The 13,295-nt window shown below is 65.8% G+C and carries 13 protein-coding genes; 12 read left to right on the top strand and 1 reads right to left on the bottom strand.

Annotation, left to right across the window (positions count from 1 at the left end):
* Positions 1-35: 35 nt before the first annotated feature.
* The 11 genes from DCO45_RS08345 (at position 36) to DCO45_RS08395 (ending at position 10,420) form a co-directional block, all read left to right on the top strand.
* Positions 36-704, top strand: a complete 669-nt coding sequence (locus DCO45_RS08345; RefSeq protein WP_116925410.1) for an amino acid ABC transporter permease — start codon at positions 36-38, stop codon at positions 702-704.
* Positions 701-1,477 carry an amino acid ABC transporter ATP-binding protein gene (locus DCO45_RS08350; protein WP_116925411.1) on the top strand — a complete coding sequence of 259 codons (777 nt, stop codon included), beginning with the start codon at positions 701-703 and terminating at the stop codon, positions 1,475-1,477. Before DCO45_RS08345 ends, DCO45_RS08350 begins: the two co-directional genes overlap by 4 nt.
* Before the next feature lie 16 nt (positions 1,478-1,493).
* Complete coding sequence (locus DCO45_RS08355; protein WP_116925522.1) at positions 1,494-2,084, top strand: HutD family protein; 591 nt, start codon at positions 1,494-1,496, stop codon at positions 2,082-2,084.
* A 4-nt stretch (positions 2,085-2,088) separates the two neighbouring features.
* A complete protein-coding gene (locus DCO45_RS08360) occupies positions 2,089-3,486 on the top strand; it encodes a formimidoylglutamate deiminase (RefSeq protein WP_116925412.1) in 1,398 nt (465 codons plus the stop codon).
* Positions 3,487-3,489: 3 nt separating this feature from the next.
* Positions 3,490-4,317: an N-formylglutamate deformylase gene (gene hutG, locus DCO45_RS08365; RefSeq protein ID WP_116925413.1), complete on the top strand. Its 828-nt coding sequence runs from the start codon at positions 3,490-3,492 to the stop codon at positions 4,315-4,317.
* A gap of 134 nt (positions 4,318-4,451) precedes the next feature.
* On the top strand, positions 4,452-5,879 hold the full coding sequence (locus DCO45_RS08370; protein ID WP_116925414.1) for an FAD-binding oxidoreductase: 1,428 nt from the start codon (positions 4,452-4,454) through the stop codon (positions 5,877-5,879).
* A gap of 242 nt (positions 5,880-6,121) precedes the next feature.
* The gene (locus DCO45_RS08375; RefSeq protein WP_116925415.1) at positions 6,122-7,354 is read left to right on the top strand and encodes an ammonium transporter; all 1,233 of its coding nucleotides are present in this window, start codon (positions 6,122-6,124) and stop codon (positions 7,352-7,354) included.
* A 98-nt stretch (positions 7,355-7,452) separates the two neighbouring features.
* Complete coding sequence (locus tag DCO45_RS08380) at positions 7,453-7,755, top strand: hypothetical protein (protein WP_116925416.1); 303 nt, start codon at positions 7,453-7,455, stop codon at positions 7,753-7,755.
* A 158-nt stretch (positions 7,756-7,913) separates the two neighbouring features.
* Entirely contained in the window at positions 7,914-9,254 is a 1,341-nt protein-coding gene (locus DCO45_RS08385) for an aspartate aminotransferase family protein (RefSeq protein ID WP_116925417.1), read from the top strand.
* A 35-nt stretch (positions 9,255-9,289) separates the two neighbouring features.
* Positions 9,290-9,859 carry a carboxymuconolactone decarboxylase family protein gene (locus tag DCO45_RS08390; protein ID WP_116925418.1) on the top strand — a complete coding sequence of 190 codons (570 nt, stop codon included), beginning with the start codon at positions 9,290-9,292 and terminating at the stop codon, positions 9,857-9,859.
* A 33-nt stretch (positions 9,860-9,892) separates the two neighbouring features.
* Complete coding sequence (locus DCO45_RS08395; RefSeq protein WP_116925419.1) at positions 9,893-10,420, top strand: GNAT family N-acetyltransferase; 528 nt, start codon at positions 9,893-9,895, stop codon at positions 10,418-10,420.
* Positions 10,421-10,486: 66 nt separating this feature from the next.
* Here the strand turns inward: DCO45_RS08395 and DCO45_RS08400 are convergent, their stop codons facing one another.
* Positions 10,487-11,005, bottom strand: coding sequence for a PepSY domain-containing protein (locus DCO45_RS08400; protein ID WP_116925420.1), 519 nt, complete (start codon positions 11,003-11,005; stop codon positions 10,487-10,489).
* 217 nt (positions 11,006-11,222) lie between these two features.
* Here DCO45_RS08400 and tkt point away from each other — a divergent pair, with 217 nt between their 5' ends.
* Positions 11,223-13,262: a transketolase gene (gene tkt, locus DCO45_RS08405; protein ID WP_116925421.1), complete on the top strand. Its 2,040-nt coding sequence runs from the start codon at positions 11,223-11,225 to the stop codon at positions 13,260-13,262.
* Positions 13,263-13,295: the final 33 nt, after the last annotated feature.

Here is a 13,295-nt window from a genome sequence, read left to right on the forward strand (position 1 = left end):
AGGCAGTGCGCTGATCTGAGACGACAGGATTGACTATGGATTTGGATTTTTCGCCCGTTTGGGCAGGGTGGCCCGATCTGCTGCGCGGTGCAGCGGTGACGGTGGAGATCACGGCCGCTGCGCTGGTGCTGGGCTGCGTGATGGGTCTGCTGATCGGCATTGGCCGGCTCAACCCCAAGAACAGGATCATCTACGGCATCTGCACGGCCTATGTGGCCGCCATCCGGGGCACGCCGCTTCTGGTGCAGCTGTTCATTCTGTTCTTCGGGCTGCCGCAGTTTGGCATCATGCTGCCGGCCTTTGCCTGCGGCGTGCTGGGCCTGGGCATCTACTCGGGCGCCTATGTGTCCGAAGTGGTGCGCGGCGCCATCCAGTCCATCGACCGCGGCCAGATGGAGGCGGCGCGCTCCATCGGCATGTCGTCGGGCCAGGCCATGCTCTCGGTGATCCTGCCCCAGGCCATCGTGCGCATGATTCCGCCACTGGGCAATGAGTTCATCGCGCTGATCAAGAACTCGGCGCTGGTCTCGCTGCTGACCATCCATGATGTGATGCACCAGGGCCAGAAGATCATCAGCGTCTCCTACCGCTCGCTGGAAGTGTATTTGGCGATTGCCGTGATTTATTTTGTATTGACCGGCGTGACCACCCTGGCCCTGCGCCATTTTGAAAAGCGCCTGCGCGCTGGAGGCATGGTGCAATGACCGCAGCTCCCCAACTTTCCGAATCCATGATCCGCATCCGTGGCCTGCGCAAGGCCTTTGGCACGCATGTGGTGCTCGATGGCATCGACTTCGATGTGCAGCCCCAGCAGGTGGTGGTCGTCATCGGCCCCAGCGGCTCGGGCAAGAGCACGTTCCTGCGCTGCTGCAATGGGCTCGAAGCCCCGCAGGGCGGCCGCATCGACATCTGTGGCCGCACCCTGGTGCAGGACGGCCAGATGCTGCCCGAAAAAGCCCTCAATGCGCTGCGCGAAGAGGTGGGCATGGTGTTCCAGTCCTTCAACCTGTTTCCGCACCTGTCGGTGCTGGACAACGTGACGCTGGGCCCGCGCAAGCTCCACGGCCTGAGCCGCAAGGATGCCGATGCGCTGGCCCATGACCTGCTGAAAAAAGTGGGCCTGGGCCACAAGGCCGATGCGATGCCCGGCAGCCTCTCGGGCGGGCAGAAGCAGCGCGTGGCGATTGCGCGCGCGCTGGCCATGCGGCCCAAAGTGATGCTGTTTGACGAGCCGACCTCGGCGCTCGACCCCGAGCTGGTGGGCGAGGTGCTGCAGGTGATGAAGATGCTGGCCGCCGAAGGCATGACCATGATGGTGGTCACCCATGAAATGGGCTTTGCCAAGGAAGTGGCCGATGTGGTCGTCGTCATGGATGGCGGCGGCATCATCGAAGCCGGTGACCCGCAGACCATCTTCAGCAACCCGACCGCGGAGCGCACACGCAGCTTTTTGCAGGCCGTGTTGACAAAGCAATAAACGGGCAGGGATGAGCATGCAATTTTTCAGCAGCAGCGCGCTGCCCGCCGCGCCATGGAAGAACGGCGGCGGCACGACGCAAGAGGTGCTGTGCTGGCCGCCTGGCGCCAGCATCGACAGTTTTGCCTGGCGCATCAGCATTGCGCAGATCGCCAGCAGTGGGCCGTTCTCGGCCTTTGCCGGGGTGGACCGCATCATCACCTTGCTGGGTGGTGATGGCGTGCATTTGCAGGCTGCCGATGGCAGCGTGGACCATTTGTTGCAGCACTGCCTGCAGCCCTTTGCGTTCTCGGGCGATGTGGCGCTGGACTGCCAGCTGCTGGGTGGCGCCTCGCAGGATCTGAATGTGATGACCCGGCGCGGCCGCGTGCAGGCGCAGGTGACGATCCACCGGGGTGGCAGCCTGCAGCTGGGCAGTGCCCAGGGCCTGCTGCTGGCGCGGGCTGGCAGCTGGCGCCTGCCTGCGCAAGCCGCTGCGCTGGTGGCCGGTGGCGAAGATGGCCTGTACTGGACCGCTGCGCCCGGCCAGCCGCTGCAGCTGGAAGCGAGCAGCGACGACGCCCTGTTGATCGCTGTCGCGCTGCAGGAGGTAGCAGCCGGTGTCTGATGCGATGAATACCCATAACCAACTGTTTGCCGCCCAGGCCTTGCTGCCCACGGGCTGGGCGCAGAACGTGCTGCTGCGCTGGGATGCGCAAGGCCTCTTCAGCTCCATCGAAACGGGAGTGGATGCGGCCCGCTGCGCCGGCGTGGCGCAGGCCGGCGGACCGGTGCTGCCGGGCATGCCCAACCTGCATTCGCATGCGTTCCAGCGCGGCTTTGCCGGGCTCTCGGAGTTCCGCGGCCAGGCGCAGGACAGCTTTTGGAGCTGGCGCAACCTGATGTACCGCTTTGCCGCGCGCCTGGGGCCCCAGCACCTGGAGGCGATTGCCACCTGGCTCTACATCGAGATGCTCGAAGCGGGCTACACCAGCGTCTGCGAGTTCCACTACCTGCACCACCAGCCCGATGGCCAGGCCTACGCCCCCGATGGCGAGCTGAGCCTGGCGCTGCTGCGTGCCGCGCAGACAGCGGGCATCGGCATCACCTTGCTGCCGGTGCTCTACCAGAACAGCGGCTTTGGCGGCCAGGCACCCCATGACGGGCAAAAGCGTTTTATCCGCAGCACCGACAACATGCTGCGCCTGCTGGAGACCTTGGCCCCCGCCTGCGCCGCCCAAGGCGCGGCGCTGGGCCTGGCGCCGCACTCGCTGCGCGCGGTGGCGCCCGAGGCCTTGCAAGAGGCCGTGCAGGGCCTGCATGCGCTGAGCGCCCAGGCGCCCGTACACATCCACATTGCCGAGCAGATGGCTGAGGTCAACGCCTGCGTCGCCTGGAGCGGCCAGCGCCCGGTGGCCTGGCTGCTGGACCATATGCCGGTGGACGCGCGCTGGTGCCTGGTGCATGCCACGCACATGGATGAGGCCGAATACGCAGCCGCAGCCGCCTCGCAGGCGGTGGCGGGCCTGTGCCCGCTGACGGAAGCCAACCTGGGCGACGGCATCTTTGACCTGCCGCGCTGGCAGGCCGGTGCCGGCCGCTGGGGCATTGGCTCGGACAGCCACATCGGCGTGAACGCCGCCGAAGAGCTGATGATGCTGGAGTACAGCCAGCGCCTGCAATCGCAGCAGCGCAATGTGGCGGCCAGTGCCCAGCAGCCCCATGTGGGCAGCCATATGCTGTTGGCAGCGGTGCAGGGCGGCGCGCAGGCCAGTGGCCGCGCAGTGGCCGGCCTGGCCGTGGGCCAGCAGGCCGATTTTGTGGTGCTCGATGGCCAGCACCTGGCGCTGGCCGGGCTGCCCGCTGCCGAGCAGCTCGATGCCCATGTGTTTGCCAGCAGCCGCAGCAGTGCGGTGGCCAGTGTCTGGGTGGGCGGCCAGTGCCGCGTGGCCGACGGCCGCCACCGGCTGCACCACAGCGCGCAGCGCGGCTTTGTCGCCGCGCGCAGCGAACTTCTTCAGGAGACGTGATCCATGCATTTTGAAACCGACCGCGCAGCGTTTGAATTCCGCCAAGGCACGGCGCCGCTGCTGATCTCCTTCCCCCATGTGGGCACCTATGTGCCGCCCGCGCTGGCCGAGCGCTTCACGCCCGAGGCGCGCGAGGTGCATGACACCGACTGGCACCTGCCGCTGCTCTATGCGTTTGCGCAGGAGATCGGGGCCTCGACCCTGGTGGCCACGCATTCGCGCCTGGTGGTGGACATGAACCGCCCCCCCGATGGCGCCAGCCTCTACCCCGGCCAGAGCGTGACGGGCCTGTGCCCGGTCGACACCTTTGCCGACACCCCCGTCTACCAAAGCGCCGCGCTGCAGCCCGATGACGCCGAGATTGCCCAGCGCCGCGACCAGGTCTGGAAGCCCTACCACGACCAGCTGGCCGCCGAGCTGGCCCGCATCAAGGCCCAGCATGGCGCAGCCGGCCTGTGGGATGCGCACTCGATCCAGTCGGTGCTGCCGCGCTTTTTTGACGGCAAGCTGCCCGATCTGAACCTGGGCACCAACAAGGGTGCGAGCTGCGGCGAAGGCCTGGGCGAGGCGCTGCTGGCCGAGGCCCGCAAGGGTGAGGCTGACGGTTTTACCAGCGTGCTCAATGGCCGCTTCCAGGGCGGCTACATCACGCGCCACTATGGCCAGCCGGCGCTGAACGTGCATGCCATCCAGCTGGAGATGACGCAGAGCAGCTATATGCAGGAGCACATGCCCTTTGACTACCTGCCGGCCGTGGCCGCCAAGGTGCAGCCCCATGTGCGCCGCATGGTGGAGACCTTGCTGGCTTACGTGCAGCAATCGGCACGCTGATTCCAACGCCTCCGCAAACGGTATCCAGGGCTTGCACGGCAGGCCTGGGATGCCGTTTTTTGCTGTAGTGGCCCAGCAGGTTTTGCTGCTGGCGGGCCGCGCCTGTCAGGCAAACCGCCCGACAATAGCGGTCTATGACTACCTCTCGCACCGACAACGCGGCAGCCGCTCCTGCGGCGGCTTTCTGGACCGATCTTGAGCAAGCGCTGGGCCCCAACGGCTTTTCGCGCGGCGCGGGCGCCATCCCCGAGAAGTACTGGACCGACTGGAGCGGAACGCCGCCGGTGCCGCCGCTGGCGCTGCTGCGCCCGCGCAGCACCGAAGAGGTCAGCGCCTTGCTGCGCATCTGCCATGCCCACCGGGTGCCCGTGGTGCCCCAGGGCGGGCTGACCGGCCTGGCCGGCGCGGCCGTGCCAGTGGCCCAGGGCGTGGCGGTGGCTTTGGACCGCATGCAGCAGATCGAGGACGTGAATGCACGCACCGGCCTGATGACGGTGCAGGCCGGCGTCACCCTGCAGGCGGTGCAGGAAGCGGCCGTGGCGGCGGGCTGGGTGTTTGGCGTGGACCTGGGCGCGCGCGGCAGCTGCCAGATTGGCGGCAATGTCTCGACCAATGCGGGCGGCAATGGCGTGCTGCAAAACGGCATGATGCGCGAGCAGGTGCTGGGGCTGGAGGTGGTGCTGGCAGATGGCACGGTGCTGCCGATGCTGCGCCCCATGCTGAAGAACAACACCGGCTACGACCTCAAGCAGTTCTTTATCGGTGCCGAAGGCACCTTGGGCATCATCACCCGCGTGCTGCTGCGCCTGCGGCCCGCCCCGCAGGCCAAGGCCACCTGCATGGTGGCGCTGCCGGGCTTTGACGAAGCGCTGGCGGTGCTGGCGCGCATGCAGGCCCGCTTTGGCAACAGCGTGGCCGCGTTCGAGCTGATGTGGAGCGACTTTGTGCAGACCTCCATCCAGTGGCAAAAGCTGCAGCCGGCGTTTGCCCAGCAGCACCCGCTGCAGGCGCTGATCGATGTGGATGGCAAGGACGAGGCTGCGCTGCGCGCTGCGGTGGAAGAGGCCCTGGGCGAGGCCATGGAGGCCGGTGAGGTGGTGGATGCAGTGATTGCGCAGTCGAGCGAGCAGGCCAAAAGCCTGTGGAAGCTGCGCGAGGCGCCCGCCGAGATGACGGCGCACATGCACCCGCCGGTGAACTTTGACGTCAGCCTGCCCCAGGTGGATATTGGCCGCTTTGCTGCGGCCTGCCGCGCCGCCTTTGATGCGCGCTGGCCTGGCCACCACAGCCTGTTCTTTGGCCATGTGGGCGACGGCAACCTGCATGTCACGACCGACAGCCAAACCATCAATGGCGAGGACGAGGCGCTGGAGGCCGTGCTGTACGGCCTGGTGCAGCAGTTCCAGGGCAGCGTCTCGGCCGAGCATGGCATTGGCCTGCACAAGATGCCCTACCTGGGTTTTAGCCGCACGCCGCAGGAGCTGGCCGCCATGCGGACGATCAAGCAGGCGCTCGATCCGCTGGGGCTGATGAACCCGGGCAAGGTACTGGCGGCGGACTGAATTCCGTTGTAGTCCCCTCAGACAGAACCGGCGCCTGCAGCGATGCATGCGCCGGTTTTCCGTTGGTGGCTGCTCCAAGGCCCATGGCACCGATGTGGTGCGATCGGGCATAGGCCGGCGGCCTGGCCACCCCTGCGCATGCCCGCAGACCGCGTATCCAGGCGCTTTCCCGCTCCATGGCATAGAAACTGCTACCTTTTGAAACAAACCCGCAATGGATGACAACGTAAAAAGGGGATGGCATGCAAATGGTGCAGATGGCTGCGATTGACAAGGCCGATACGGCCTGGCTCTTGGTCTCTACGGTGCTGGTGTTGCTGATGACACTGCCGGGCATTGCGCTCTTCTATGCCGGGTTGGTGCGGCGCAAGAACGTGGTCAACACGGTGGTGGCCGTGTTTGCGGTGGCGGCGGTGGTGTCACTCACCTGGTTTGCGCTGGGCTACTCGCTGGCCTTCAGCAAGTCCACGGCCTGGCTGGGCGGGCTGGACCGGGCCTGGTTCTCATCGATGCGCCTGGATGCGGCAGCGGGCACCGTGTCGGTCAGCCACCTGGCGCCCCATCTGCCCGAGTCGCTCTATGCGCTGTTCCAGATGGCCTTTGCCGTCATCACCACCACCTTGATCATTGGCGCCGTGGTCGAGCGCATGCGCTTTTCGGCGCTGCTGCTGTTCTCGGCGCTGTGGAGCGTGCTGGTCTATGCGCCGGTCGCCCACTGGGTCTGGGAGAGCGATGGCTGGCTCAACAAGCTGGGCGCGCTGGACTTTGCCGGTGGCGCGGTGGTGCACGTCAATGCGGGCGTCTCGGCCCTCGTCTGCGCGGCCATGCTGGGCCGGCGCCAGGGCTATGGCCGCCAGGCCTTTGAGCCGCACAGCCTGGGCTGGACGGCGATGGGTGCCGCGCTGCTGCTGATTGGCTGGTTTGGCTTTAACGCGGGCTCTGCCCTGTCGGCCGATGGCCGTGCGGCGCTGGCGATGCTGGTGACCATGGTGGCCGCTGCTGCCGGCGCGCTGTCCTGGATGCTGGTCGAGTGGTGGGTGCGCGGCGCGCCCACCTTGCTGGGCGTGCTCTCGGGCCTGATTGGCGGTCTAGTGGCCATCACACCGGCGGCCGGTTTTGTACAGGTGGGCGGCGCAGTCGCCATCGGCCTGATGGCTGGCGTAGCCTGCTTTTGGGGCGCCACCTGGCTCAAGCGCCGCCTGGGTGTGGACGACTCGCTCGATGTGTTTGGCGTGCACGGCGTGGGCGGCATTGCCGGCTCGCTGCTCACCGCCTTGTTTGCCGACCGCGCCATTGCCGGCGTGGATGCCACGGTTCTCAACCAGCTGGTGGCCGTGGCGGCCGTGGCTATTTACAGCGCGGCGGGCACTGCCATTTTGCTGACCGTTATCCGCGTGGTTCTGCCTTTGCGGGTGACGGCGCAGCAGGAGATCGATGGGCTGGATATCAGCCTGCACCAGGAAAGCCAAAACTAGCGTGATAGGCCCGGCGCCACCGGGTGCCGCCGGGCCACCAGGCTGCAGCGCTCTGTGCCTGCCGCCTGCCCCTCAGGTTCTGCCATGGAGGAGCTTGTATGAACGACAGTGAACGCCTGGCCATCGCCGCGCATTTGCATGTGGCGCTGCGCCGCAAGACGGGCCGGGTGACCGATACCGAGTGGATGGCCAGCGATACCGCCTACGGCCAGGCGATGGCGCGCTTTGCGCTGAGCCATGCGCTGGCCAACCAGGATGCGGAGCTGGAGCGCCTGGCGCAGCGCTTTGCGGCCAGCCTGCCGGGCGCACCCGCCCCAGCGGCGCCGGCCCCTGCCAGCGATCCGGCTGCACCGCAGGGGCTGGTGGCCTCGGCCAAGCGCTATGTAGGCGGCTTGCGTTGAACGGATAGCGACAGGGAGGGAAGGGGAAGCCTGGGAACAGAAATAGGTGGAAATGGAGCAAATGATCCATTAATCTATTGAAAAATTACAAATGATCCTTATACTGTGCGTATCGCTGCCGGCGCAGGGCTGGTGACGCATTGTCAAGGAGTGCTCGCATGAGCCATGTCATCCATCGTTCTCTGGCCCAGGTTCCTCTTGTTGCGGTCGGCGGCAAAGGCGTGGAATTGTTTGACCAGGCCGGTAAGGCCTACCTGGATGCCAGTGGCGGGGCAGCCGTGTCGTGCCTGGGCCATGCCCACCCGGATGTGCTGGCAGCGATGCACCGCCAGCTCGACCAGCTGGCCTATGCCCACACCAGCTTTTTCACCACCGAGGTGCAAGAGGCGCTGGCCGACCACCTGGTCGCGCATGCGCCCGCGGGCATGACCGATGTCTACTTTGTCTCCGGCGGCTCCGAGGCGGTCGAGGCCGCGCTGAAAATGGCGCGCCAGTATTTTGTCGAGATCGGCCAGCCCGAGCGCACGCACTTTGTCGCGCGCCGCCAAAGCTACCACGGCAACACCTTGGGTGCCTTGGCCGTGGGCGGCAATGAATGGCGCCGCAAGCAGTTTGCCCCCATCCTGATGGACGTGGGGCGCGTGGCCCCCGCCTATGAATACCGCGACCGCCTGGACGGCGAGAGCCAGCCCGCCTATGTGGCGCGTTTGCTGGCCGAGATCGATGCCAAGTTCCAAGAGCTGGGCCCGGACAAGGTGATCGCCTTTGTCGCCGAGCCCGTGGTGGGTGCGACCCTGGGCGCGGTGGCCGCCCCTGCCGGCTACTGGCAGGGCCTGCGCGCGCTGTGCGACCGCTATGGCATCTTGCTGATTGCCGACGAGGTGATGTGCGGCATGGGCCGCACCGGCAGCTTGCATGCGGTCGAGCAAGAGGGCATCAGCCCCGATCTGATGACCATTGCCAAAGGCCTGGGCGGCGGCTACCAGCCGATTGGCGCGGTGCTGGCCCAGCGCAAGATTGTGGAGGCCATGCGGCGCGGCAGTGGCCTGTTCCAGCATGGCCATACCTACATCGGCCATGCGATGGCGGCGGCCGCCGCGCTGGCGGTGCAGCAGGTGATACAGCGCGACCAGTTGCTGCCCCAGGTGCTGGCACGCGGCGCCTATCTGCAAAAGCAGCTGCATGCGCGTTTTGACGAGCACCCGCATGTCGGTGATATCCGGGGCCGGGGCCTGTTCTGGGGCGTGGAGCTGGTGCAGGACCGCAGCAGCAAGGCGACGTTTGACCCGGCGTTCAAGCTGCATGCCAAGGTCAAGGCGCAGGCGATGGAGCAGGGCTTGCTGTGCTACCCGATGGGTGGCACGATCGACGGCCTGCATGGCGACCATGTGCTGCTGGCGCCGCCCTTTATCAGCGGCGAGGCCGAGCTGGACCAGGTGGTCGAGCGCCTGGGCGATGCCATCGACAAAGTGCTGGCCCAGCAACCGGTAGCCGCCTGAACACGCCCCCGAAACGATCTGAAAGAACCTGCCCGATGACGCCCTTCCAGGACCGCATGCCGCCCTTGCCCCCCGAGACCTGGAGCGAAGAGCAGCGCCGCTATGCCCAGCCCATCATCGATGGCCCGCGCGGCGCGCTGATATCGCCCTTTGTGCCTTTGCTGCGCAGCCCCGAGCTGATGGACCACACCCAGCGCCTGGGCGAGTACCTGCGCTACCGCAGCGCCATCGGCCTGCGCCTGACCGAGCTGGCCATCCTGGTCACGGCCCGCCAGTGGACGCAGCAGGTGGAATGGGCCATCCATGCGCCCATTGCGCTGCGCGAAGGCCTGAGCCAGGCCACTGTGGACGCCGTGGCCCAAGGCCGCCGCCCCGATGCGATGCCTGAGGATGAGGCCGTTGTGCATGACTTCTGCATCGAGCTGCACCAGCAGCGCCAGGTGAGCGATGCCACCTGGACCCGGGCCCAGCAGCTGTTGGGCGACCAGGGCGTGATGGACCTGATCGGCATCAATGGCTATTACAGCCTGCTGTCGATGGTGATGAACGCGGCGTGCACGGCGGTGCCAGCATCGACCGCCCAGCCACTGGCGCCCTTGGCCTGATGTGATGGCTGCCGCATCGCCGACAATGGGCCGATGCGTTTTCATTCCAACGACCAGCCCCTTTGGTCCCTTGAACCCCTGACCGCGCAGCACCTCGATGGCCTGATGCAGGTGCAGCTGGCCTGCTATGGCGCGGACTTTATGGAGAGTGCCGCGCTGTATGCAGCGCGGCTGGCCAGCCCTGTGCAGTGCTCGCTGGTGGCCGTGCAGCAAGGCCAGGTGCTGGCCTATCTGGCGGCCTACCGCTCCGTGTTGGGCAAGGTAACACCGCTGCATGGCGGCTTTGCCTGTGCATCGGCAGCCGACACGCTGTACCTGCATGACATGGCCGTCGCGCCCGAGCGGGCCGGCGAGGGCCTGGCCTCCGCGCTGCTGCAGGCGATGCTGCAACAAGCGCAGGCCGATGGGCTGCGTTACTCGGCGCTGGTGTCGGTGATGGGCTCGCAGCCGTATTGGCAGCGCAAAGGCTATGCAGCGCTGCTGCCCTGGTCGGCACAGGAGCGTGAGGCCTTGCTGAGCTATGGCGAGGATGCGCAGTACATGGCGCAAGCTTTGGTCTGAGTCCAAACCCCGGACGCAAAAAAGGCCAGCATGGGGCTGGCCTTGGTATCTTGCTTTTAAAGCCGCTTACTGGTGGATATTGCCTTCAACGGCGTTGACGCGCACTTCCACCTCGGTATTGGCCGCGTTGAGGATCTTGACGTCATAGGTCAGCACGCCCAGGTGGTCGTCCAGGTCCACGTCAATGGCCTTGCCGGGGGTGTGCTTCAAGGCGGTGGCAATGGCGTCGTTGATGCCGATCTTGGCGGCAGCCAGGCGGTCGGTGTCCTTTTTCTCGGCGGCGCCATCGTCCTTGTTTTCCATGACCTTGGCGGCGTCCAGCGCGCTGAACTTGAGCTTGATTTCACGGCCCTGGGCGTTGATGCCGCTGACTTCGTAGATGGGCTGCTTTTTCTTGGTATCGATCTCGGCCTTGAGCACCTTGAGGCCATGCTGGCTCTGCGCGCTCTGGATGGCTTGGGCCAGGTCGAAGCGGGCCGCTTGCACGGCAGCGATCTTGTCGGCGGTGCTGGCCAGGGCGCTGCCACTCAGCGATGCCAGGGCGAGCGTCAAGGCCAGAGCGGTGGTGGAGAGGGTGCGTTGCATGGTCAATCCTTTCAAGCGGTAGCTGACAAACGATAGTCGGTATAAATTATATTAATAGAATTTTATTGGCGATAGCTTGCGTATTGTCAGTGTTTGCCCAAGCCCTTGGGGTAGGCGGTGGCCCTGCGCCGCCGTAGGCCAAGACTGCCATGCCGGACGCGTGAGACGGCAGCCCGCTAAAATGCGGCCTTTGTCGCTTTTTTCTTCCTCCACTCCCATGGTCAACAATCAGAATATGGCGAATGCGATCCGCGCACTCGCAATGGATGCCGTTCAACAAGCCAATTCCGGCCACCCCGGTGCGCCAATGGGCATGGCCGATATGGCAGTGGCCTTGTGGAGCAAGCACCTCAAGCACAACCCGCTCAATCCTCAGTGGATCAACCGCGACCGTTTCATCCTGTCGAACGGCCACGGCTCGATGCTGATTTACGCGTTGCTGCACCTGACCGGCTACGACCTGCCGATCAGCGAGCTGAAAAACTTCCGCCAGCTGCACAGCAAGACCCCGGGCCACCCCGAAGTGGACATCACCCCCGGTGTGGAGACGACCACCGGCCCGCTGGGCCAGGGCGTGACCAATGCCGTGGGCTTTGCGCTGGCAGAAAAGCTGCTGGCCGCTGAGTTCAACCGCCCCGGCCACGATGTGGTGGACCACCACACCTATGTGTTCCTGGGCGATGGCTGCCTGATGGAAGGCATCAGCCACGAAGCCTGCGCGCTGGCTGGCGCCTGGAAGCTCAACAAGCTGATCGCGCTGTACGACGACAACGGCATCTCGATCGACGGCAAGGTGCAGCCCTGGTTTGTGGACAACAGCGCCCAGCGTTTTGAAGCCTACGGCTGGAACGTCATCGGCCCGATCGACGGCCACGACCCCAAGGCCGTGAGCGACGCGATTGCCAAGGCCAAGAAGGTGGCAGACAAGCCCACGTTCATCATCTGCAAGACCTCCATCGGCAAGGGCAGCCCCAACCGCCAGGACACCAGCAAGGCCCACGGCGAGCCATTGGGCGCTGAAGAAATCGGCCTGACCCGCGCCGCGCTGGGCTGGAGCTCGGCCCCGTTCGAGATCCCGGCCGATGTCTACGAAGCCTGGGACCACAAGACCTTTGGCGCCAAGGCCGAATCCACCTGGGATGCGCAGTTTGCCGAATATGCCAAGGCCTTCCCTGAGCTGGCCGCAGAACTGAAGCGCCGCATGGCCGGCGACCTGCCCAAGCAGTTTGCCCAAGTGGCCGTGGAAGCCGTGGCCCAGGCCCACACCCAGGGCGAGACCGTGGCCAGCCGCAAGGCCAGCCAGCTGGCGCTGGAAGCCTTCACCGCTGCCATGCCTGAGCTGCTGGGCGGCTCGGCCGACCTGACCGGCTCCAACCTGACCAACACCAAGTCGACACCCGCTTTCCGCGTGGACGACAGCGGCGCCGTGGTCAAGACCGAAGACGGCAAGATCGGCCGACACATCAACTACGGTGTGCGCGAGTTCGGCATGGCCGCCATCATGAATGGCGTGGCGCTGCATGGCGGCTTCATCCCCTACGGTGGCACCTTCCTGACCTTCAGCGACTACAGCCGCAATGCCATCCGCATGGCTGCGCTGATGAAGCGCCGCGTGGTGCATGTGTTTACCCATGACTCCATCGGTCTGGGCGAAGACGGCCCCACCCACCAGTCGATCGAGCACGCCGCCAGCCTGCGCCTGATCCCCAACCTGGATGTGTGGCGCCCGGCCGATACGGCTGAGACCACCGTGGCCTGGAGCGTGGCGCTGACCAACCGCAACAAGCCCACCGCGCTGCTGCTGTCGCGCCAGAACCTGCCTTATGCGCCCAAGAATGGCGACGCGATCGGCAACATCAGCCGCGGCGCCTATGTGCTGTCCGAGCCTTCGGACATCGGCCTGAACAAGAAGGCGCAAGCCGTGATCATCGCCACCGGCTCGGAAGTGCAGCTGGCCTTGAAGGCCCAGCGCCTTCTGGCCGAGCGCAAGATTGCTGTGCGCGTGGTCTCGATGCCCAGCACGACCACCTTCGACCGCGAAGACGTGGCCTACAAGCGCAGCGTGTTGCCCGCTGGCCTGCCACGCGTGGCCGTCGAGATGGGTGTGACCGACTTCTGGTGGAAGTACGGCTGCGCGGCCGTAGTGGGTATTGACTCCTATGGCGAATCGGCCCCCGCTGGCGTGCTGTTCGAGCACTTTGGCTTTACCGCCGACAACGTGGCCAACACGGTGCAAGTGGCGCTGCAAAAGCGTTAAACGCGCACCGCCTCAGCAACCAATAACGCAGGG

The organism is Comamonas sp. JNW (genome assembly GCF_003105075.1).
Taxonomy (GTDB): domain Bacteria; phylum Pseudomonadota; class Gammaproteobacteria; order Burkholderiales; family Burkholderiaceae_C; genus Comamonas; species Comamonas squillarum.